A 21,579-nucleotide genomic window follows, 5' to 3' on the forward strand; every position below is an offset into this window, starting at 1 on the left:
AACCGAGCCGGGCGCCGGCCGTACCCTCTGGCGAGCCCTGGCGCTGCGGGCCGGAGCGATCGTCGCGCTGATCGCGATCTGGCAGGCCGTGGCCACGGCGGCCGCCGTGCCCTTCCCCTTCCCCCGAGTCCGGAACCGGCGGCAGGGGGCCACCGGACGCTCCGGAGATCTCAGAGTTTCTCCAGTTGCTTCGCGTACGCCAGCAGCAGGACCTTCTCTCCCACTCCGCCACCGAAGTCGATCTTGGCCTTGGTCTTCTCGGCGACACCGTCCACGGACACCACGGTGCCCAGGCCGAACTTGTCGTGGGTGACCCGGTCGCCGGGGGCCAGGTTGGGGATCTGCCTGCCCTCGGACTTCCTGACCGGGGTGGGGCGGGAGTCGCGGCGGGTGGCGGCGCTCCAGGCGCTCTTCTCCGGGTTGCCGCGCCAGTCGACCAGATCGGCCGGGATCTCCGCGACGAACCGGGAGGCCGGGTTGAACGCGGGCGAACCCCAGGAACTGCGGACGGCGGCCCGGGAGACATAGAGGCGCTGCTCGGCGCGGGTGATGCCGACGTAGGCCAGACGGCGCTCCTCCTCCAGCTCCTTCGGCTCGCCGAGCGAGCGCATGTGCGGGAAGACCCCGTCCTCCATTCCGGTGAGGAACACCACAGGGAACTCAAGTCCCTTGGCGGTGTGCAGCGTCATCAGCGTCACCACGCCCTGGCCCCCGTCGGCCGCCGGGATCTGGTCGGCATCGGCGACCAGGGAGATCTGCTCCAGGAACTCCACCAGCGTGCCCTCGGGGTTGGCCTCCTCGAACTCGGAGGCGACCGAGATCATCTCGTCCAGGTTCTCCAGGCGGCTCTCGTCCTGCGGGTCGTTGGAGGCGGTGAGCTCCAGACGGTATCCGGTGCTCCCCAGCACCTCCTGGGCCAGCTGTGAGGGCGACAGGTCGTCGGCCTTCACCATCAGCTCGTCCATCAGATCGACGAACTCGGCGATGGCCTTGAGCGAGCGGGTGGCCATGCCCGGCGCATCGTCCGCCCGGCGGAGCGCCTCCCAGTAGGGGATCCGCTCCCTGCTCGCGAACGCCTCGACCATCGCCTCGGCCCGCTCGCCGATGCCGCGCTTGGGCACGTTGAGGATGCGGCGCAGCGACACCACGTCGTTCGGGTTGGACAGGAAGCGCAGGTAGGCCAGCAGGTCGCGGACCTCCTTGCGCTCGTAGAAGCGCACCCCGCCCACCACCTTGTACGGCAGGCCGGTCCTGATGAAGATCTCCTCGAACACCCGGGAGGCGGCGTTGGTCCGGTAGAACACGGCTACCTGGCCGGGTACCACGTCCTCGTGGTCGGTGAGCCTGTCGACCTCCTGGGCGACGAACATCGCCTCGTCGTGCTCGTTGTCGGCGACATAGCCGATGATCTTCGCCCCGGCCCCCTGGTCGGACCAGAGGTTCTTGGGTTTGCGGCTCTCGTTGCGCGAGATCACCGCGTTGGCGGCGGACAGGATCGTCTGGGTGGAGCGGTAGTTCTGCTCCAGCAGGATCGTCCTGGCCTCCGGGTAGTCGCGCTCGAACTCCAGGATGTTGCGGATCGTCGCGCCGCGGAAGGCATAGATCGACTGGTCGGCGTCACCCACCACGCACAGCTCGGCCGGGGCGACACCCCCCTCCCTGACCAGGTCTCCGTCGGCGGTGCGCAGCTCGGGACGGCCCGCGAGCTCGCGGATCAGGGTGTACTGCGCGTGGTTGGTGTCCTGGTACTCGTCGACCATGATGTGGCGCCAGCGGAGCCGGTAGTGCTCGGCCACGTCGGGGAAGATCTGGAACAGCGTCACCGTCAGCATGATGAGGTCGTCGAAGTCCATCGCTCCGGCCTCGGTGAGCTTCTGCTGGTAGTTGCGGTACGCCTCGGCGAGCTTGCGCTCCAGGTGGGTGGAGGCCTGGGCGGCCGCCGTCTCGTAGTCGATCAGCTCGTTCTTGAAATTGCTGACCTGGGCGGAGAACGACCTCGGCGGGTAACGCTTGGGATCGAGGTCCATCTCACGGCAGACCATCGCCATCAGGCGTTGCGAGTCGGCCTGGTCGTAGATGGAGAAGCCCGAGGGGAAGCCCAGGCGCTTGGCCTCACGGCGCAGGATCCGCACGCACGCGCTGTGGAAGGTCATCACCCACATCGCCGCCGAACGCGGACCGATGAGCTTGTCGACCCGGTCCTTCATCTCCCGGGCGGCCTTGTTGGTGAAGGTGATCGCCAGGATCTCCTGCGGCTGCACACCCCGCTCGCCCAGCAGATAGGCGATGCGGTGGGTCAGCACCCGGGTCTTGCCGGAACCCGCACCCGCGACGATGAGCAGGGGGCTGCCGTGGTGCACGACGGCCTCGCGCTGCTGAGGGTTGAGCCCGTCGAGCAACGGGTGGGTCAGAGAGGAGGCTGGGATCGACACGTCCCCTAGGTTAGAACGACTGGCCGACAACCGGGTCCAACGGTCGTAAAGGAATGTGGGCGGACCCCGCTGCGGTTGTGACGATCGAACGTACGCGGAGAAGACGGAAGGGTTCCCATGCTGTCCGAAGGCGAGATCAGCCGCGTACTCGCGGTCACCGCACACCCCGACGACGTCGACTTCGCCGCCGCGGGCTCGATCGCGCGATTCACCGACCGGGGCGTCGAGGTGACGTACTGCGTGGTCACCGACGGCGACGCGGGTGGCTTCGACCGCGAGCTGGACAACGGCGGCATGGCCGAGCTCCGCCGCGCCGAGCAGTCCAACGCCGCCAAGGCCGTCGGCGTGACCGATGTGCGCTACCTCGGCTACCACGACGGGACGGTGGTGCAGAGCCTGGAGTTGCGGCGTGACATCACCAGGGTCATCCGCCAGGTCAAGCCCGACCTGGTGATCACCCACTGCCCCGAGCGCAACCACCGGTTCATCGCCCCCAGCCACCCCGACCACCGCGCGGTCGGCGGCTGCGCCCTCGACGCCGTCTACCCCGACGCGCGCAACCCCTACACCTTCCCCTCGCTCCTGCTCGACGAGGGCCTTGAGGCGTGGACCGTCCGCGAGGTCTGGTTGAACGGCGGCCCGGTAGCCGACCACCACGTGGACATCACCGACACCTTCGACCGCAAGCTGGCCGCGCTGCGCGCCCACGTCAGCCAGGTCGGCCACCTGGAGGACTTCGAGAGCTTCCTGCGGGACCGCTTCTCCCAGCGAGCCGTCGAGGCGGGCTTCGGCGAGGGCCGCTACGTCGAGTCCTTCCAGCGGGTCCCCACCGCCTGACCTCGCATGAGGCCACAAGGACACCACGCCCCTTGAACACCATCGACCTGTCGTCCGCCACCGCCGCCGTCATCGTCCTGCTGGCCGTCGGGGCCGCCGCCGTCGCCTGGTTCGGCCACCTCGGGCACGCACCCGGGATACTCATGGCCTCCCTGCGCGCCGCCGTCCAACTCGTCGCGGTCTCGCTCGTCATCGTGTGGGCGGTCGAACGGGCACCCGTGGTCGCGGTCTTCGTGCTGATCATGTACGGGGTGGCGAGCCTGACCGCGGGACGCAGGATCACCTCGGGCCGCGCCGCCGGGTGGGCCGCGGTGCCCATCGCGGCCGGGACCCTGCCGGTGCTGGCGCTGCTGTTCGGCGGCGGCATCGTCCCGCTGCGGGGCATCACGCTGATCCCGATCGCGGGCATCCTGCTCGGCGGGTGTCTGACGGCCACGGCGCTCGCGGGACGGCGGGCCCTGGACGAGCTCGCCCACCGGCGGGGCGAGGTGGAGGCGGCGCTCTCCCTGGGCTTCTCGGACCGGGACGCGGCGCTGGAGATCTGCCGGCCGCCCGCGGCGCAGGCCCTGGTGCCCGCGCTGGACCAGACGAGAACCGTGGGCCTGGTCACGCTGCCCGGCGCCTTCGTGGGGATGCTCCTGGGCGGGGCCAATCCGCTCCAGGCCGGAGTGGTACAGCTCGTCGTGCTGGTCGCGCTGCTGGCCGCGGAGGCGGTGGCCGTGGTCGTCACGATCGAACTCGCCGCCCGCGGCCGCTTCGGCGCCCACGAGCCGTCGCCCGGCTCGCGCACCCGTGAACCGATGTGGAGACCGGGCAGGCGAAGAAAGTAGGAGCGGGTCAGCGGTTCGGGGCGGGAGCCTTTTGGGACGCGGGGTCCGGCGGGGCCAGGCGGGCGAACAGGTAGCCCAGGGAGTTGGTCGCGACGTGGAACATCGCGGGCGCGGCCAGGCCGCCCCGCCTGCGCAGCTCGGTGAAGAGCACCCCGGCGAGGCCCGTCGCGACCACGGAACCGGCCACGACGCGCGTCACCTGCCATCCGGGCGCGCCGGAGCCGCCGTCGGCGGCCTCCCCGGAGGCCAGACGGCTCAGGGCGGGGTTGGCGGCCGTCATGTCCACGGCGGGGAGAACGTGCCAGAGGCCGAAAAGGATCGAGGAGACGGCGGTCGCCGCGCCGTGGCCGTGGGAGCGGGCGACGAGGGCGTGCACCACCCCGCGGAAGCCGACCTCCTCCAGCAGTACGGTGCCGACCGGCACCTGGATCAGTGCCTCCTCCAGCGCGCGGGCGCGGGAGAGCGACAGGGCGCGCTCGTCGCGGAAGAGGCGACGGGTGGCCGGGACCGCCACGCCCGCGGCGTAGGTCCCCGCCACGGCGGCGGCGAGCGCGCCACCGATCCGCAGGCCCCGCGAGCGCTGGTGGAACCCCAGCTCGGACCAGGAGATCCCGGCACGGCGGGCCAGGACGAGCAGCGCACCGGTGGCCACGGCCGAGGTCAGCGGTGCCAGCCTCGGCGCCAGGCGGTTGTTGAGCACGTTGGCCCCCACCAGCACCGCCACCGCCCCTGCCACCGCCCCCGTCGACGCCCCCGGTGAAAGCCCGGCACCGGTGTCCCGCGTCGGCTTCCGCTCCACCCCTTCAGCCCCCTCGGACCTCGGTTCCACACCCCGCGTGCCGGGGACCGCGACCCCTGGGACGGTGTCCTTCCGCCCGAGCCCGTGGAGATCCCGTTCGAATCCGGTTCGAGGCTACGCGACCGGGGCCGGATCCGTGGCGGCCTGGCGCCAGCCAGCCGGGAAGCGCAGGCCGCGGCGTTCCTTCACGGTCAGGCCGCCCCAGATCCCCTCGGGCTCGGCCGCCCGGACCGCGTACGCCCGGCACTCCTTGAGAACCGGGCACCGCTCGCAGACCGCCTTCGCCCGCGCCTCGTGCTCGGCCGACTGGGTCAGCGGAAAGAACAGCTCGGGATCGCTGGTGCGGCAGGCACCTCGCGCGGCCCAGCCGATCTCCTCGACCATTGCCCGCACGTCATCACCCCCTGATGGCTCGGCCCTCAGACTAGGTGGATCGCGGCGTCGGGACATCAACCTCTCGGCGGATTCACGCGTACTCATCTCGACGGATCGGGGAGAACGCTCCGCCGGCCTTCTCACCGAGGCTCGCCACGCCCTCGGGGGCGGTGCGATCAGAGGGTCGGCCAGCCGTGGACCGGCTCGTTGGTGTGCATGTTCGCCATGTACCGCAGGGTCATCCGGCGCAGTGCCTCGTGTCTTTCGAGGTCGCCGAGCGCGTTCACCGCGTCGATCTGCCAGCTCGCCCCGTTCCTGCCCGTCAGGCAGCGCCCTTCGACGATCCCCAGCAGCCGGTCCCTGACGGCGGGGGCCACACCCCACAGGTCGAGCCCCTCGTGGGCGAGCGGCAGCAGGCGGCGCAGGATCAGCTCCGAGGCGGTCACCTCGCCGAGTCCCGGCCAGAAGAGCCTGGCGTCCAGGCCGTACCGGGCGGCGGCGTGCAGGTTGTCCCTGGCCGCGGCGAACGACATGCGCGTCCACACCGGGCGTTCGGCGTAGGGCAGGACGCCCATGAGCCCGTAGTAGAACACCGCGTTGGCGACGATGTCGGCCACCGAGGGGCCCGCGGGCAGCACCCGGTTCTCCACCCGCAGGTGCGGGATGCCGTCCACCACCGCGTAGACCGGCCGGTTCCACCGGTAGACGGTGCCGTTGTGCAGGGTCAGCTCGCCGAGCTGGGGGGTGATCCCGCGCATCAGCTCCTCGCGCGGATCGGCCTCGTCGCACAAAGGCAGCAGCGCGGGGAAGTAGCGGGTGTTCTCCTCGAAGAGATCGAAGACCGAGGTGATCCACCGCTCGCCGAACCACACCCTGGGCCGCACCCCCTGGACCTTCAGCTCAACCGGGCGAGTGTCGGTGGCCTGCTCGAACAGCGGGATCCTGGTCTCCTGCCAGAGCCTGCGGCCGAACAGGAACGGCGAATTGGCCGCCATGGCCACCTGCGGGCCCGCGATGGCCTGGGCGGCGTTCCAGTTGGCGGCGAACGTCTCCGGGCTGACCTGGAGATGGAGCTGGAGGCTCGTGCAGGCGGCCTCGGGGGTGATGCTGTCGGCGTAGGTCTCGAGGAGATCCTCCCCCTCGATCGACAGGTGCATGTCCTCGCCCCTGGCTGCGAAGATCTGCTCGTTGAGCAGTTTGTAGCGGGGGTTGGCCGACAGGGTGCCCTCGTGGACGTCGCTCTCCCGCAGCGTGGGCAGGATGCCGACCATCATCATGTGCCCGCCGACGGTACGGGCCCGCGCCTCGGCGTGGTTGAGGCGGTCCCTGATCACCTTCTCCAGCCGGACCGCGCCCTCCTGTTCCAGGGACTCGGGCAGGACGTTGATCTCCACGTTGAACTGGCCGAGCTCGGTGGCCCAGTCGGGCTGGGCGATGGCCGCCAGCACCTCGGCGTTCTTCATGGCGACCTCGCCACGGTCGTCCACGAGGTTGAGCTCGATCTCCAGCCCGGCCCTGGGCCGGTCGAACTCGAACCTGGACTCATGGAGCATCTGCGCGAAGACGTCAAGGCACCGGCGGACCTTGTCCCGGTAGCGCCGCCGGTCCTCGCGACTGAACACCATCGCAGGTACGTCGCGTCCCATACTTCGCAGAGTCGCACATAAGTCACTGCTCGTACAGGAGTGGCCGGTTCACCGGCCGGCCGGTCAGACCAGGCGCCGCGCCGTGGCCCAGCGGGAGAGCTCGTGACGGTTGGAGAGCTGGAGCTTGCGCAGCACCGACGAGACATGGGTCTCCACGGTCTTCACCGAGATGAACAGCTCCTTGGCGATCTCCTTGTAGGCGTACCCCCTGGCGATCAACCGCAGCACCTCGCGCTCGCGCTGGGTCAGCGAGTCGAGCTCGGGGTCGATCGGCGGAGCCTCACTGGAGGCGAACGCGTCCAGCACGAACCCGGCCAGCCTCGGGGAGAAGACCGCGTCCCCGTCGGCCACCCTGCGGATGGCGTCGGTGAGCTCGCGCCCGCTGATGTTCTTGGTCACATAGCCCCGGGCACCGCCCCGGATCACACCGATGACGTCCTCGGCGGCGTCGGAGACCGACAGGGCCAGGAAGCGGACCGTGGAGCCCGCGCCGAGGACCCGGCGCAGCACCTCCTGGCCACCGCCACCGGGCATGTGCACGTCGAGGAGGACCACGTCGGGCCCCAGTTCGGCGATCGCCCTGACCGCGGACTCCACGTCCTCGGCCTCCCCGAGCACCTCGATGGAGTCGCCCAGCTCGGCCCGGACGCCGGAGCGGAACAACCGGTGGTCGTCGACGATCAGGACCTTCACCGCGCTCATCGGGCCCCTCCCGCCGGTCGCGTCCGTCCGCCGTCACACCGCGCGGCCCGGCCGAGGGCTCGCTCTGTCGTGGCTCGCTCGCTGCTCACACCTTCTCCAACTTCATGGTCAACATCACTTCCGTACCCTCGCCGGGCTCGGTCCGCACCCGGGCGCTGCCCCCGTGGCGCTCCATCCTGCCGACGATCGACTGGCGGATACCCATACGATCCTCGGGCACGTCCTCCATGTCGAACCCGACCCCTCGATCCCTGACGAAGATGGTGACCTCCTCCGGCTCAGCCTCGGCGTAGACGGAGATGACCTCGGACCCCGAGTATTTCGCGGCGTTGACCATGGCCTGCCTCGCGGCCTGCACCATCGCGGACAGCTCGGGGGTCAGCGGGCAGTCGCCCACGCAGACGACCTCGATCGGCACCCCGTGCGCGTCCTCCTCCTCGGCCGCCACCCGCCGCACGGCCGCGGCCACCGACGCGTCGGCGTCCTGCTGGGGCTGGTAGAGCCAGTTGCGCAGTTCCCGCTCCTGGGAGCGGGCGAGCCTCATCACCTCGCGCGAATCGGAGGCGTTGCGCTGGATGAGGGTCAGCGTGTGCAGCACCGAGTCGTGGACGTGGGCGGCCACCTCGGCGCGCTCCTCCTGCCGGATGCGCTCGCGGCGCTCGCGCTGCAGCTCCTTCCACAGGGCCGCCAGCCAGGGGGCCGCGATCAGCGCGACACCGCCCACGACCACCAGCGTGAACATGATGCCGGACCGGGCCTCGACCAGCTCGTCGTTGGCCACCAGGAAGCCGATCGCACCGACCATGACGAGCACCAGCCCGGCGACGGTGCGGACCCGGTTCTGGCGGACCTGTCCGACGGTGGTGGTCATCCAGCGCTGCCGCCGGTCCGGATCCGCCTGCTGCCACAGGATCAGCGAGCCGATGCCGCCCACCGCGATCGGCCAGGCCCCGATCCCGCCCCCCGAGGTTCCGGTGAGCCAGCCCAGGGCCAGCAGCGCCAGCCCGATCGCGGTGTACGCGGCGAGCTGGCTCCAGTCCCTGGCGGGTTCCCTGCCCTCGTACGGCTCGCGCGGGGTGAACATCCACAGGGCGGCGTACGCCACGGCTCCGAACCCGTCCAGGACGGTGAGCAGCACGAAGGCCAGCCGCAGCACGACCGGGTCGAGCCGGAGCTGGGCGGCGGCCCCCTGGGCCACCCCGGCCACCAGCCGCCCCTCCACCGGCCTCATCAGCCGAGGGAGAGGCGCGTCTTCGGAGGTCACCGGCGCCGTGTCATGAATTGTCGTTCGGTCAGCCATATCGTCAGCATCGTCACACGAACCACCATGCCGGCGCATCAGGCGTTCCCCTGAAGCGACCCTGAGAGAGGCATTTCCCCTCCGGGACGACTCAGGGGTGTCCCGGATGCGGCACGGGCCAAGGAAAGGCCACGATAAGTACATGAACGATACCGATCCGGCGAGCGCCACGTCCGGCTCGCGGCCCGGCTTCCCCACGGAGGACCGCGGTCTGCGGCGCAGCGACGAGGGCCGCATGCTGACCGGCGTCTGCGCGGGCCTGGGGCGGTACGCCGGGGTCGACCCAGTGCTGTTGCGAGTGGGTTTCGCGGTGCTGGTGCTCGGCTCGGGGATCGGCATCATGCTCTACATCGCGGCGTTCCTGCTGATGCGTGAGGCCAACGGCGGCCCCGGCTACGTGGAGCAGTGGAGCCGGCGCGACTTCGACAGCGAGACGGTCCTGACCCTGCTGGCCGGCCTGTTCGCCCTCGGGCTCATCGTCAACATCTCCTCGGACGGCGTCGGCACCGCCACGGTCGTGGTCGGCACGGTGTTCGCCATCGCCCTGCTCACCGCCCACTCCCGCGGGGTGGACCTGCTGGCCGCCGCCAGGTCACTGCCCGACCGGCTGCGTGGGCGCCGGGCGCCCTACCCGGCCGATCAGTGGCCGAACCCGTTCGCCCACGGGCCGGGCGGCGCCGACGGCCGGCGTCCCGTCGGGGAACAGGATCCGGCCGCCCGCACCGCCGCGCCGCCGGCCTCGGGCCCCGCGGCGTACGCCGCCCGCCCGGGCGGCGAGACGGTCACGGAGCGGTACGCGCCCGCCTCGGGGGCTGAGACGAGGGTCGAGACGGGGACTGAGGCAGGGACTGAGACGGGGTCTGAGACGGGGGCCGAACCGGCGTACACGGCGGAGCGGCCGCCCCCGGCCCCCGTCCCGGAGACCCGCACCGAGCCCGCCCCGGACAGGCCCTTCGTCCCCGACCCCGTCCCCGCCCCCTTCGCCGAGACCTTCGCCGAGACCTTCGCCGGGCCTGCCCCGGGTGCACCTCCCCGTCCCGCGCCGCCCCGCGGAGACGTCCCACCGGAGCCGTACCACCCCGCCAGGCCGTCGTTCGACTCCTCCGGTGCGCCTTTCTCGCCGTACGGCCCCTACCAGCCGCTGGACCCCCGGAAGCGGCAGCAACCGTACTCCCCCTACGCCCCTTACACACCATCCGGTTACGGCGCGACGGTGACAGCGCCGCCCAGGCCGCGGCGGCCCAGATCGTTCGTCGGGGGCGTCACCATCTTCCTGGCCATGATCGTTGGAGGGATCATCGTGGCGATCCAGTCCGCTTCAGGATCGGTCAACATGACGGTCGCGGGCGGCGCGGCACTTGTCGTCATCGGCGCCGGCTTGCTGGCCGCCGCCTGGTTCGGCCGGGGGGCCGGGCTGGTCGCGACCGGCACCATCCTGTCGATCGCCTTGGTCGCCGGGCCCATGCTGGGCGGCATGCCGAAGAAGTTCGGCAGCTATCACTGGCAGCCCACCACCCTGTCCGAGATGGCCCGCAGCTACTCGGTGGGGGTGGGCGACGGGGTGCTGGACCTGAGCGAGCTGACCCTGCCGCCCGGTTCGCGGACCGTCGTGGACGTCTCGGTCTCGGCCGGCGAGATCAGCGTGATCCTGCCGGCGACGGCCAGGGTCGAGGTGCAGGGCCATACCAGGTTCGGCGACGTCAAGATCGACCACACGGTGGAGGGGGGTGCCGACATCCGGCACGACAGAATCCTGGAGCCCGAGGTGCCCCCCAAGGGCGACGTGGCGACCATCGTGCTGAACGTCAAGGTCGGCATCGGGGATGTGGAGGTGCGCCGTGCTGCCTGAGCACGACCGGCCCGAACAGCGGCCCGTGTCCCGGCGCGTACACCGCACCGACTGGATGGCCCTGCTCAGCGGCATGCTGTTCATCGCGATCGGGGTCGTCTTCATCAGCAGACCGGCCGTCCAGCCGCTGGTCATGCTCACGGTCCTGGTGAGCGGCCTGGGCTTGGCGGGCCTGGTCGCCATCCTGGCCAAGGTCACCCGGAGCTAGGGAGATCGGGGCTGCCCGGACGTCAGAGCAACAGGTCATATCGGGCATTAGGCTCGGAGCATGTCAGCCCTGGAGTTCGTCAGCACCGTTCGCGCGACGCGAACCGGTCTGACTGACCTGCTCTCCGACGTGCAGGGCATGACCGCGTGGGGCCAGGCGCACGCCGCCGAGCTGGGGATCGCCCCGGATTTCACCGCCTCCGAGGAACTGCGGAGCGAAGTGGTCGAGCTGCGGCAGGCCGTACGGGCGCTCTTCGCCAGGGCCGTGGCGCCGGGCGCCGCGAGCGACGCGGACGCGCACCGGCTCCCGGACTTCGCCGAGTCGCTCGACCTGGTCAACGCCGCGGCACTGGCCGTGCCTTCGGCCCCGCGGCTGGAGTGGCCCGCCGGAGAGGCGCCCCGGGCGCGGACGGTCCCGGGCGTCGAGGCCACGGAGTCCGAACGGATCCGGGCCACCCTCGCGACGTCGGCGATCGAGCTGCTGGCCGGCCCCCGGCGCGAGCAGATCCGCGTCTGCCCCGCCCCCCGCTGCGTGCTCTATTTCATCAAGGAACACGCCCGGCAGGAGTGGTGCTCACTCGGCTGCGGCAACCGGGCCCGAGCCGCCCGCCATTACCGCCAGCACCGGAACGGCTGACCCACCCCGGCGCCAGGCGGCCCGCCTCTCATGTCGCCGCATCCGGTGATGTCTGCCCGTCCGCCTGGCAACGTCGCACTTTCCTGACCGCACACCAAGGTGACGTCGCCTCCAGTGGTCACCCGCTCCCACCTGTCGCGCGTCCATTCGGCGGGCTCTCCCCTCGGCTGCTCTCCTCATCCAGGCCCGCCCCCGCGCACCAAGAGTGATTTACGCCATATTTTTCTAACGTGACAAATGTCGATTTTGCGTTAGATTGCGGCAGTAGAGCTAACGGTTCGAGCCGTTAGAAAACGTGGAGGAGAGATCAAATGACCTTCCAGACCGACCACGTCGGCCTCAACGTCTCCGACCTCGACAGGTCCAAGGACTTCTACCTGAAGGTCTTCGGCTTCGAGATCTTCGGCGAGTCGGACCAGCCGGACCGGCGCTACGCCTTCCTCGGTCTCGACGGGAAGCTGGTGCTCACCCTCTGGCAGCAGAGCGAGGGCAGCTTCGCCACCGGGCTGCCGGGCCTGCACCACCTGTCCTTCCAGGTGCCGGACATCGAGGCGGTCCGCCGAGCCGAGACCGTGATCCGGGGACTCGGGGCCACGCTCCACCACGACGGCGTGGTCCCGCACGGCGAGGGGGCGTCCTCGGGGGGCGTGTTCTTCGAGGACCCGGACGGCATCCGGCTGGAGATCTTCGCGCCCAGCGGCGCCGACGAGCGCCCAGCGCCGACCACCGGCGCCCCCACCTGCGGCTTCTTCTAGACGACCATGGAGCACGGGGGAGAAATCGCGGTACAGCGCAGGACCGGGGTCCGCGCGGTGGCACTGGGCTCGGCCAGGACCCGGCCGGAGATCCCGGCGGTGGCGGCCGAGTTCCTGGGACGGCAGCGGATGCTGCTGATCGGAGCCGCGGGGCGGGACGGGCTCCCGTGGGCGACGGTCCTGACCGGGCCCGAGGGGTTCGCCAGGGCCGCGGACGAACGGACCGTGGTGATCGACACGCTGCCGGGTGAGCACGATCCACTGGCCGGACTGGACGGGGGCGAGATCGGGATGCTCGCGATCGAGCCCCTGACCAGGCGCAGGATGCGGGTCAACGGCACGGTCCGGCGGGACGGCGGGCGACTGGTCGTCCACACCGAGCAGGCGTACGCCAACTGTCCCAAGTACATCCAGACGCGGGACATCGTCGCGGAGGTCACCGGGCCGGCCACCGGCTCCTCCTCGGCGACGGTGTTCGGCGACGGCGACCGGGCGTGGATCGAGGGCGCCGACACGTTCTTCGTCGCCACCTCGGCACCCGGCCTGGGCGCGGATCTGTCGCACCGGGGCGGCAACCCGGGGTTCGTCCGGGTGGTGGACGAGCGACGGCTGGTCTGGCCGGACTACGCCGGCAACCTGATGTACATGACGCTCGGCAACCTGGAACTGGACGAACACTGCGGCCTGCTCTTCCTCGACTGGGAGAACGGCGACGCGCTGCACCTGACCGGGCGGGCCCACGTCGACTGGGAGCCGGGCGACGTCCCGGGGGCACAGCGGCTGGTCGGGTTCGAGGTGGACCGGATCGTCCGGGTCCGGGGAGCCAGCCAGCTCCGCTGGCGACTCGGGGAGTACTCCCGCCACAACCCGCCGGCGCACGCCGCCCGCGCCGCGAACGTGGCGCGGGAGAACCCTTGACGGGGTCGTCGGGGTCATCGTGGACCGGGCGGCGTGTTCGTCACGCCCGCGCCGTCCGACCTGGACGATGATCGGTTGACGTACGTCGCCGGACCCGACGACCCGCTGATCGACGCGGTCGAGGAGGCCGCGGAACCCATGGAGGAAGTGTGATGTTCACCGAGGAGACGGCCAGGGCCAAGGTCCAGGCCGCCGAGGACGCGTGGAACACGCGCGACCCCGAGCGGGTCTCGCTCGCCTACACGCCCGACTCCCGCTGGCGCAACCGGGACGAGTTCCTCACCGGGCGCGCGGAGATCAGGGAGTTCCTGAGCCGCAAGTGGGCCAGGGAGCAGGACTACCGGCTCCGCAAGGAACTGTGGACGTTCGGTGGCAACCGCATCGCCGTACGGTTCCAGTACGAGTGGCACGACGCGGGCGGCCAGTGGTGGCGCAGCTACGGAAACGAGCTGTGGGAGTTCGCCGACGACGGGCTGATGCGGCGTCGCGAGGCGAGCATCAACGACCTCAGAATCGACGAAACGGACCGCCGTATTCTCGGCGACCGCGAACCCGAGGAACTTCCGTTGGCCTGAGACCAAGGGTTGACCGGGGAGAACTGGGGCGTAAGTTCTCATTTATCGGTTCTCACTTCTCCTATACCCCTGTGGTTGCTTTTGGAGGACGTATGCCCCGAATCACCGTCAACGTCGATGGAATCGCATACGAGGAGGAGGTCGAGCCGCGCCTTCTCCTCGTCCATCTGCTACGAGATCGGCTGGGCAAGACCGGCACGCCCATCGGCTGCGACACCGGCAACTGCGGCGCCTGCACCGTGATGCTCGACGGCAGGAGCGCGAAGAGTTGTTCCGTGCTCGCCGTGCAGGCCGACGGGAGCGATGTCGTCACGGTTGAGGGCCTGGCCCAGGGAGGCGAGTGGCATCCCATGCAGCAGGCCTTTCACGAAGAGCACGCCCTGCAGTGCGGGTACTGCACCCCCGGCATGATCATGGCGGCGATCGACCTGCTCAGGGACGACCCCGACCCGTCGGAGCAGGCGGTCCGCGAGGGGTTGGAGGGCAACCTGTGCCGCTGCACGGGGTACTGCAACATCGTCAGGGCGGTGCGGCGCGGCGCGGCGGAGATGTCCCGGCGGAGCACGTCCGGGCAGGAGGTACCGGCGCCATGACCGAGCAGCTCATCGAGGGCGACCGGCTGAACGACCCGTCCGCCGCCCACGAGGTCGGCAGGGCGCGCAGGCGCAAGGAGGACGCCCGGCTGGTCACCGGCAGGACCACCTGGACCGACAACATCCAGCTCCCCGGCATGATGTACGTGGCCTTCCTGCGCAGCCCGATGGCCCACGCCAGGATCACCCGCGTCGACACCTCGGCCGCGAGCGGCCAGCCGGGCGTGGTCGCCGTCTACAGCGGGCGTGACTTCGCCGGCGAGCAGGGCAGCCTGCCCTGCGCCTGGCCGGTCAGCGAGGACATCGTCATCCCCGACCACCCGCCCATGGCGGTGGACGAGGTCCGCTACGTCGGCGAGGCGGTGGCCTGCGTGGTCGCCACCGACCGCTACCGGGCGGCCGACGCCCTGGAGGCGATCGAGATCGACTACGAGCCGCTGGACGCGGTGCTCGACATGACCGAGGCGCTCGCCGAGGGGAGCCCCAAGGTCCACGAGGCCGGGAACCAGGCGTTCACCTGGAAGTTCGCCGGGGGCGACATCGAGGAGGCGTTCCGCGACGCCCCCGTGGTGATCGAGCGCACCTACGTGCAGCAGCGGCTCATCCCGACCGCCATGGAGCCTCGCGCGGTCGTGGCCACCACCGACGGCGACACCTTCACGCTCTACTCGTCCACCCAGATCCCGCACATCCTGCGCGTCATGCTCGCGCTGACGACGGGCATCCCCGAGCACAAGCTGCGGGTGGTCGCCCCCGACGTGGGTGGCGGCTTCGGTTCCAAGCTCCAGGTCACCGCCGAGGAGGTGCTCGCGCTGCTGCTGACCCGCAGGCTGGGCAGGCCGGTGAAGTGGACCGAGTCCCGCTCCGAGGGCAACCTGACGGTGCACCACGGCCGCGACCAGCTCCAGCGGATCTCCGTCGCCGCCGACCGGGACGGGCGGGTGCGGGGCGTCAAGGTTGACCTGCTCGCCGACATGGGCGCCTACCTGATGCTGGTCACGCCGGGCGTGCCACTGCTCGGCGCGTTCATGTACAACGGCATCTACAAGATGGACGCCTACGACTTCAAGTGCACCGGCGTCTTCACCACCAAGATGCCGACCGACGCCTACCGGGGCGCGGGCCGCCCCGAGGCGACGTTCGCGATCGAACGCGCCATGGACGAGCTCGCCCACGAGCTGGGCATGGACCCCGTCGAGCTGCGGCGCCGCAACTGGATCACCCACGCAGAGTTCCCGTACACCACGATCTGCGGGCTGACCTACGACTCGGGCAACTACGAGGCGGCGACCGAGCGGGCCCTGGCCCTGCTCGGCTACGACAAGCTCAGGGCCGAGCAGGCGGACCGGCGCGACCGGCGCGACCCGGTCCAGCTCGGCATCGGTGTCTCGACGTTCACCGAGATGTGCGGGCTGGCGCCCTCGCGGGTGCTCGGCAGCCTCAGCTACGGCGCGGGCGGCTGGGAGCACGCCTCGGTCAGGATGCTGCCCACCGGCAAGGTCGAGGTCGTCACCGGCTCCTCGCCGCACGGCCAGGGACACGAGACGGCCTGGAGCCAGATCGTCGCCGACGCGCTGGGCGTGCCGTTCGAGGACGTCTCCGTGCTGCACGGCGACACGTCCGTCTCGCACAGGGGCATGGACACCTACGGCTCCCGCTCCCTGGTGGTGGGCGGCGTCGCCGTGCTGGCCGCCTGCGAGAAGGTGAAGGACCGTGCCAAACAGCTCACCGCGCACCTGCTTGAGGCCTCCGCCGACGACATCGAGTTCGCCGACGGCACTTTCAAGGTCCGGGGCACCGAGGCGGGCAGGACCATCCAGGAACTGGCGCTGGCCACCTTCGCCGCGCACGACCTGCCCGACGGCTTCGAACCCGTGCTGGACGCCGACGCGACCTTCGACCCGGACAACTTCTCCTTCCCGCACGGCACCCACCTGTGCGCGATCGAGGTGGACACCGAGACCGGCGCCTCGAAGATCCGGACCTACGTGGCGGTCGACGACGTGGGCTCGGTGGTGAACCCGCTGATCGTCGAGGGCCAGGTGCACGGCGGCATCGCCCAGGGCGTCGCCCAGGCACTGTTCGAGGAGGCGGTCTACGACACCGAGGGCAACCTGCTCACCACCACGATGGCCGACTACCTCATCCCTTCGGCGGCCGACCTGCCCGACTTCGTCACCGACCGCACCGAGACCCCGGCGACGACCAACCCGCTGGGCGTCAAGGGCGTCGGCGAGGCCGGGACCATCGCCTCCACCCCCGCCGTGGTCAACGCGATCGTCGACGCGCTGCGCCCGTACGGGGTGAACGACGTGCGGATGCCCTGCACCCCGGAGCGGATCTGGCGGATCGTCACCGAGGCGGACGCCACACGTCGGCCGGGACCGGCCGCCGAGGGAGGAGACCGATGATCCCCGCGTCGTTCGACTACGTCAGGCCCTCCTCGGTGGAGGAGGCGTGCCAGGTGCTCGGCGAGGCCGCGGCCGCCGGCGACGACGTCAAGGTGCTGGCCGGCGGCCAGTCGCTGCTACCGCTGCTGCGGCTGCGGCTGGCCTACCCGTCGGCGCTGGTGGACCTCGGGCGCCTGCCCGGCCTGCGCGGCATCTCCGACCGTGGCGACCACGTGTTCATCGGCGCGCTCACCACCCACGACGAGGTGCTCCGCTCCGGGGTGATCAGGGAGCGCGTCCCGCTGCTCGCGCTGGCCACGGCCACGGTGGCCGACCCCGCGGTACGGCACCGTGGCACGTTCGGCGGTTCCATGGCCCACGCCGATCCGGCGGGGGACCTGCCGGCCGTGGCCCTGGCGCTCGACTGCGTCTTCGTCGCCCGCTCCGTCGACGGCGAGCGGGAGATCCCCGCCGCGGACTTCTTCGTCGACTACCTGGAGCCCGCGCTCGAACCCGATGAGGTGCTGATCGGCGCCCGGGTGCCGGTACTCGGCCCCGGGTGGGGTTTCCACTACGAGAAGTTCCACCGGACGGCGCAGGCGTGGGCGATCGTCGGCGTCGCGGCGGCCGTACGGCGGAGTGGCGGGGCCGTCGAGGAGGCCAGGATCGCGCTGACCAACATGGGTCCCACCCCGGTGCGGGCGAGTGCGGTGGAGACGGCGCTGCGCGGGGTGGATCTCGCGCCCGTGGGCTCCACCGGCACCGACCCCGTCGGGGAGGCGTGCGCCGAGGCCGACGACGGCACCTCGCCCCCTGCGGACCTGCACGCCAGACCCGACTACCGCCGCCATCTGGCCCGGGTGCTGACCCGCAGGGCGGTCAGGGCCGCGAGCGGCTGAGTCCCGCCGTGACGGGGTGAGAACCCGGCGGGTTCTCACCCCCGACGGGCCTGCGAGTGTCCTCGCCATGAACGGCGGGGAGGGCGGCAGATGAGCCCCCCTCACACGGGAGCCCGAGAGCGCCTCGCGGGAGGGCGGAGGCATCATCCCCGCCCGGAGGGGCAGGGAGGAATGGACGCCGACCGACACGTACCGACGTGTGGCGGTCAACCGGCCCCGTGGCGGCATACTGGTAATACGCCCCCGTGTAGTCGTAATGTCGCAACAGCGACCGACCGACAAGGAGCGGATCGATGGCGATGCGGTTCGAGCACGAGTTCACGGTTCCCGTGCCGGTCGAGCAGGCGTGGCCGGTGCTGTTCGACGTCGAGCGGATCGGCCCCTGCCTGCCCGGTGCCACCGTGGACCAGGTCGAAGAGGACTCCTTCACCGGCAGGATGAAGGTCAAGGTCGGGCCGATCACGGTGACCTACCGGGGCCGGGCCTCCTTCGAGAAGGTGGACGAGGACACCCACTCCATGACCATCAAGGCCTCCGGCAAGGAGGCCAGGGGCTCGGGCACCGCCGGTGCCACGGTCGTCGCGCGCCTGCACCCCGAGGGGCGGAACACCAGGGTCACCGTCGACACCTCCTTCAACGTGACCGGCCGCCCGGCCCAGTTCGGCCGGGGCGTGATGTCCGAGGTCGGCGAGAAGCTGATCGACAGGTTCGCGGCCAACCTCTCCCTGCTGCTGGGCGAGAGCCCCGGCGTGGAAGCCGCCGCCGGGACGCCTGCCGAGACGCCGGGCATGGGCGACTGGAGTGCTCCCTCCCAGCCCGGCCCGGACGACGAGGTTCCGGTGGTCTCGGCGGCCTCGGGCCCCGGCCCCGCGACCCCGGCCGGCCTGGAGGAGCTGGGCGGGGCAGGAGCGGGCGCGTCCGGGCGGCATCTCAGCGCGGTGCCGACACCGCCCGGCCTCGTCGTCGACGAGAAGTCCGGGTCCCGCCAGAGCCATCCGGCGGGCACCTCACGCACCTCGCTCAGCCCCGACGAGGAGGCCATGAACCTCCTGGAGGTGGCGGGCCTGCCGCTGCTCAAACGCATCGCCCCACTGGTCGCCGCCCTGGCAGGCATCATCCTGATCGCCTGGCTGGTCAGCCGCGCCCTACGCCGCCGCTGAGTATCCGGTTTGATCGTTCGACGGGAGGCGCACGTCGCCCTCACCCTCCTGTCGAACGACCTCCGGCGAGAACGTGGCGGCAAGCCGCTAACGGACGCACCTCCGCCGCTCGCAGCCTTCGGGGAGCACGGGGGCCTCGTCGGTCCAGCCCATCGCCAGGAACACGACCTCGAATATGACCGACTTCTGCGGCAGCCCTCTGAAGTCGGTCAGACCACCCTTCTGTAGCGGATCCGGCTTCAGCAGCACGCTCCGGATGGCCGACAGTTCTCCCGTGGCCCGGTCGATCACCACGTGACTGTCGGTGAAACCGTTCTGGAACGCCCTGGCCACCGTCACCGTCCGCCCGTCAGCGAGGACGCGGGCACCGGGAACATCCGCCAGCATGCGATAGAGCGCGGCCCGCACAGCCGGGGAGATCGGTGCCTCATCCAGGATGCCGGTGCCCACCGACCAGAGCCATTCATCCCTGGTCATGGCCGGTTTCTCTCCCGCTTGTATCGTTATGGCCGGGAAGGCGGACCATGAGCCGAGCAGCTCCGACCTGAGCGCCACCGGATCGTCCGGCAGCCTCATGAACTCCAGCATGTTCAGGTCGGCCCCGAGCAGGCCGCCGCGGAGGTATTTCGCTTTCTGCCCCGAAGACGGCACATACTCCGTCTGACCCGGCCGCAGGAAGCCGCTCGCACACTCCTCACCGCTCTCGCAGAGCTCCGGCGAACCCACGCGCTTCCATTTGGCCAGATCAGCCGATGTCACAGGTTTTATGTCGATGAGCCGACGCTCTGCGACCTTGGGCAGGTCAGTGCCGCTCAACCACCTGGTCCGGCGGTCACGCTCATCCACGAAGTAGCTCTTGTCGATCTTCAGGCGACTGGTGACCTCCGTCACCGTCCGCCAGTAACGGCCGCTCTCGGGTTCGGTCCGCCCTGCCATCAGGTCCGCCGCGATCTCCAGATCCGCCCTCGGACCCACGACCGGAGAGACGGTGGTCGCCCCCAGCCGTGGCAACACCGTCACCGTCACGACGACCGCCGCCGTGGCCACCGCCGTGATCACCCACCCGAGCCGCACTCCGAAGCGTGCCGTGGACCTCCGCCGGGGCCGCCGGCCGCCGTTCAGCACCCTGGCTCTGATCTCCGCCGTCCTCGCGGGATCGGCGAGCGGCGCATCCGGCATCACCTCGTCGATGAGCTTGAACTCCTTCATCAGACCTCCACTCCCAGCACGTCGCGCAGCCTGGTCCTGGCCCGGCTGAGCCGGGAGGCCACCGTGCCGTAGGCGACCCCGAGCGCCTCGGCGACCTCCTCGTAGGTCAGCCCGCCGTACGCGATGAGCAGCACCACGTCCCGCTCACCCTTGGACAGCCGGGCCAGCGCCCCTGACAACCGGCCGACCGTCACCCCCGCCGTGACCCGCTCGGCGACCCGCTGATCATGGCCGTCGTCGTCGGGAGGCGGCCCGGTCCTGGCCAGCGCCCGATAGCGGCGGATCTCGGCCCGACGATGGCGGCCGATCAGGTTGGTGGCGATGCCGTACAGCCAGGGCCGGACCCCGCCCCTGGCCGCGTCGAACCGGCCACGCCGGTGGAAGGCGATCAGGAACGTCTCGGCGGCCAGATCCTCGGCGACATCGAGGTCGAGCCGCCGCCCGATGTAGCGGCGGATCTCCTCGTAGTGGGCGTCGAAGACGGCGGCGAACCGCTCCCGGTCGACCACCGAGGCCACCTCAGAAACAGCGATCATGCAAGGGACTCCCTTGCCGAAAGGACAGGACACCCCTTCTTGCCCGGCGGCCACCCCACCCTTCCCTCATTTCTCGCCGGCCTTTTCGGCGGAAACAGCAAGAACCTCCGGGCAGCCGCTACGGATCTGGTGAACGTTCAGGGGCGAACCCATCGCATAGGGCAAGTCGCGAAGCGAGTGACGCACCACATGCTGCCGGAGTAAAGGATTTGCTACACTTCTGGGCATGCAGGAGTGGGAGGTCCGCGTCACCAACGAGATCCACGACTGGATCCGCGCCCTGGACGAACGCTCTCGACTCCAGGTCGTCGACGCCATCGACAGGCTTGCGGAGGCCGGCCCCGGGTTGGGGCGCCCGCTTGTCGACAAGCTCGAAGGGTCCCGGATCCATAACCTGAAGGAGCTCCGTCCTGGCTCGGCCGGACGCTCTGAGATCCGGATCTTGTTCGTGTTCGATCCATGGCGTTCGGCCATCCTGCTGCTCGGCGGCGACAAGTCCGGCGACTGGTCGGGCTGGTACCGCAGAACCATCCCCCGCGCGGAAGAGCTGTACGAGGAGTATCTGAAAGAGCGAGAGGCAGAGGAGAAGGACCGATGACGAACTTTCCCAAATGGAGTGACATCCGCACGGACATCGTGGCGAACTCCGGTGGCGAGGAAGCCGTGGCCGAGGTGAGACAGCGCAGTCAGGCCTACATCGACGCTTATCGGCTGGCCGAGCGGCGGAAGACCCTGGGACTGTCCCAGACGGACGTGGCCGACCGCATGGGCGTGACCAAAAGCCGAGTCTCGCAGATCGAGCGTGGCGAGGTATCCACTGTCGAGACGATTGCCCGCTACGTACAGGCACTTGGCGGACAGATCCAGATCTCGGCGGTGTTCGGCGATGATCTCTACATCCTGCGCGGCACCGACACTCATGCCGCGTAA

22 protein-coding genes are annotated in these 21,579 nt (G+C 70.5%); 14 read left to right on the forward strand and 8 right to left on the reverse strand.

What is annotated here, in order from left to right; translation table 11 throughout:
• Nucleotides 1–170 precede the first annotated feature (170 nt).
• Nucleotides 171–2,426: a DNA helicase PcrA gene (gene pcrA / locus ABZ260_RS00835; RefSeq protein ID WP_355611186.1), complete on the reverse strand. Its 2,256-nt coding sequence runs from the start codon at nucleotides 2,424–2,426 to the stop codon at nucleotides 171–173.
• A 123-nt stretch (nucleotides 2,427–2,549) separates the two neighbouring features.
• Here pcrA and ABZ260_RS00840 point away from each other — a divergent pair, with 123 nt between their 5' ends.
• Nucleotides 2,550–3,269, forward strand: a complete 720-nt coding sequence (locus tag ABZ260_RS00840) for a PIG-L deacetylase family protein (RefSeq protein ID WP_355611036.1) — start codon at nucleotides 2,550–2,552, stop codon at nucleotides 3,267–3,269.
• A 32-nt stretch (nucleotides 3,270–3,301) separates the two neighbouring features.
• On the forward strand, nucleotides 3,302–4,099 hold the full coding sequence (locus ABZ260_RS00845; protein ID WP_355611039.1) for an ABC transporter permease: 798 nt from the start codon (nucleotides 3,302–3,304) through the stop codon (nucleotides 4,097–4,099).
• A 7-nt stretch (nucleotides 4,100–4,106) separates the two neighbouring features.
• On the opposite strand, the gene ABZ260_RS00850 is transcribed toward ABZ260_RS00845, so the two are convergent.
• The 5 genes from ABZ260_RS00850 to ABZ260_RS00870 all read right to left on the reverse strand — a co-directional run bounded on the left by ABZ260_RS00850 (nucleotide 4,107) and on the right by ABZ260_RS00870 (nucleotide 8,921).
• The gene (locus tag ABZ260_RS00850) at nucleotides 4,107–4,898 is read right to left on the reverse strand and encodes a CPBP family intramembrane glutamic endopeptidase (RefSeq protein ID WP_355611042.1); all 792 of its coding nucleotides are present in this window, start codon (nucleotides 4,896–4,898) and stop codon (nucleotides 4,107–4,109) included.
• 114 nt (nucleotides 4,899–5,012) lie between these two features.
• Nucleotides 5,013–5,282: a WhiB family transcriptional regulator gene (locus ABZ260_RS00855; RefSeq protein ID WP_355611189.1), complete on the reverse strand. Its 270-nt coding sequence runs from the start codon at nucleotides 5,280–5,282 to the stop codon at nucleotides 5,013–5,015.
• Between the two features lie 167 nt (nucleotides 5,283–5,449).
• Complete coding sequence (locus tag ABZ260_RS00860; RefSeq protein ID WP_355611045.1) at nucleotides 5,450–6,919, reverse strand: glutamate--cysteine ligase; 1,470 nt, start codon at nucleotides 6,917–6,919, stop codon at nucleotides 5,450–5,452.
• A gap of 63 nt (nucleotides 6,920–6,982) precedes the next feature.
• A complete protein-coding gene (locus ABZ260_RS00865) occupies nucleotides 6,983–7,621 on the reverse strand; it encodes a response regulator transcription factor (RefSeq protein WP_350911572.1) in 639 nt (212 codons plus the stop codon).
• A gap of 85 nt (nucleotides 7,622–7,706) precedes the next feature.
• A complete protein-coding gene (locus ABZ260_RS00870; protein ID WP_355611048.1) occupies nucleotides 7,707–8,921 on the reverse strand; it encodes a PspC domain-containing protein in 1,215 nt (404 codons plus the stop codon).
• A 142-nt stretch (nucleotides 8,922–9,063) separates the two neighbouring features.
• On the opposite strand from ABZ260_RS00870, the gene ABZ260_RS00875 reads away from it, so the two are divergent.
• The 10 genes from ABZ260_RS00875 to ABZ260_RS00920 all read left to right on the forward strand — a co-directional run bounded on the left by ABZ260_RS00875 (nucleotide 9,064) and on the right by ABZ260_RS00920 (nucleotide 18,904).
• Complete coding sequence (locus ABZ260_RS00875) at nucleotides 9,064–10,770, forward strand: PspC domain-containing protein (RefSeq protein ID WP_355611052.1); 1,707 nt, start codon at nucleotides 9,064–9,066, stop codon at nucleotides 10,768–10,770.
• Nucleotides 10,760–10,978 carry a hypothetical protein gene (locus ABZ260_RS00880; RefSeq protein WP_350911566.1) on the forward strand — a complete coding sequence of 73 codons (219 nt, stop codon included), beginning with the start codon at nucleotides 10,760–10,762 and terminating at the stop codon, nucleotides 10,976–10,978. The genes ABZ260_RS00875 and ABZ260_RS00880 overlap by 11 nt, the downstream gene beginning before the upstream one ends.
• 60 nt (nucleotides 10,979–11,038) lie before the next feature.
• Nucleotides 11,039–11,614 (forward strand): ABATE domain-containing protein, encoded by a 576-nt coding sequence (locus ABZ260_RS00885; RefSeq protein ID WP_355611056.1) that lies wholly within the window; start codon nucleotides 11,039–11,041, stop codon nucleotides 11,612–11,614.
• Between the two features lie 311 nt (nucleotides 11,615–11,925).
• Nucleotides 11,926–12,369 (forward strand): VOC family protein, encoded by a 444-nt coding sequence (locus tag ABZ260_RS00890; RefSeq protein WP_355556316.1) that lies wholly within the window; start codon nucleotides 11,926–11,928, stop codon nucleotides 12,367–12,369.
• 6 nt (nucleotides 12,370–12,375) lie between these two features.
• On the forward strand, nucleotides 12,376–13,287 hold the full coding sequence (locus ABZ260_RS00895) for a pyridoxamine 5'-phosphate oxidase family protein (protein ID WP_355611059.1): 912 nt from the start codon (nucleotides 12,376–12,378) through the stop codon (nucleotides 13,285–13,287).
• 152 nt (nucleotides 13,288–13,439) lie between these two features.
• The gene (locus ABZ260_RS00900) at nucleotides 13,440–13,862 is read left to right on the forward strand and encodes a nuclear transport factor 2 family protein (protein ID WP_350911559.1); all 423 of its coding nucleotides are present in this window, start codon (nucleotides 13,440–13,442) and stop codon (nucleotides 13,860–13,862) included.
• A gap of 92 nt (nucleotides 13,863–13,954) precedes the next feature.
• Nucleotides 13,955–14,455, forward strand: coding sequence for a (2Fe-2S)-binding protein (locus ABZ260_RS00905; protein ID WP_355611062.1), 501 nt, complete (start codon nucleotides 13,955–13,957; stop codon nucleotides 14,453–14,455).
• Nucleotides 14,452–16,866: a xanthine dehydrogenase family protein molybdopterin-binding subunit gene (locus ABZ260_RS00910; RefSeq protein WP_355611065.1), complete on the forward strand. Its 2,415-nt coding sequence runs from the start codon at nucleotides 14,452–14,454 to the stop codon at nucleotides 16,864–16,866. The genes ABZ260_RS00905 and ABZ260_RS00910 overlap by 4 nt, the downstream gene beginning before the upstream one ends.
• Complete coding sequence (locus ABZ260_RS00915) at nucleotides 16,863–17,744, forward strand: xanthine dehydrogenase family protein subunit M (protein ID WP_355611068.1); 882 nt, start codon at nucleotides 16,863–16,865, stop codon at nucleotides 17,742–17,744. The genes ABZ260_RS00910 and ABZ260_RS00915 overlap by 4 nt, the downstream gene beginning before the upstream one ends.
• A gap of 293 nt (nucleotides 17,745–18,037) precedes the next feature.
• Nucleotides 18,038–18,904 carry an SRPBCC family protein gene (locus ABZ260_RS00920; RefSeq protein ID WP_355611071.1) on the forward strand — a complete coding sequence of 289 codons (867 nt, stop codon included), beginning with the start codon at nucleotides 18,038–18,040 and terminating at the stop codon, nucleotides 18,902–18,904.
• 87 nt (nucleotides 18,905–18,991) lie between these two features.
• On the opposite strand, the gene ABZ260_RS00925 is transcribed toward ABZ260_RS00920, so the two are convergent.
• On the reverse strand, nucleotides 18,992–20,113 hold the full coding sequence (locus ABZ260_RS00925) for a hypothetical protein (RefSeq protein ID WP_355611074.1): 1,122 nt from the start codon (nucleotides 20,111–20,113) through the stop codon (nucleotides 18,992–18,994).
• Nucleotides 20,113–20,649: an RNA polymerase sigma factor gene (locus tag ABZ260_RS00930; protein ID WP_355611077.1), complete on the reverse strand. Its 537-nt coding sequence runs from the start codon at nucleotides 20,647–20,649 to the stop codon at nucleotides 20,113–20,115. Before ABZ260_RS00930 ends, ABZ260_RS00925 begins: the two co-directional genes overlap by 1 nt.
• 226 nt (nucleotides 20,650–20,875) lie before the next feature.
• On the opposite strand from ABZ260_RS00930, the gene ABZ260_RS00935 reads away from it, so the two are divergent.
• Both ABZ260_RS00935 and ABZ260_RS00940 read left to right on the forward strand, forming a co-directional pair.
• Nucleotides 20,876–21,247, forward strand: a complete 372-nt coding sequence (locus ABZ260_RS00935; protein ID WP_355611080.1) for a type II toxin-antitoxin system RelE/ParE family toxin — start codon at nucleotides 20,876–20,878, stop codon at nucleotides 21,245–21,247.
• Nucleotides 21,244–21,579: a helix-turn-helix transcriptional regulator gene (locus tag ABZ260_RS00940; RefSeq protein WP_355611083.1), complete on the forward strand. Its 336-nt coding sequence runs from the start codon at nucleotides 21,244–21,246 to the stop codon at nucleotides 21,577–21,579. The genes ABZ260_RS00935 and ABZ260_RS00940 overlap by 4 nt, the downstream gene beginning before the upstream one ends.

Source organism: Streptosporangium sp. NPDC006013 (genome assembly GCF_040614275.1).
Classification (GTDB): Bacteria; Actinomycetota; Actinomycetes; order Streptosporangiales; family Streptosporangiaceae; genus Streptosporangium.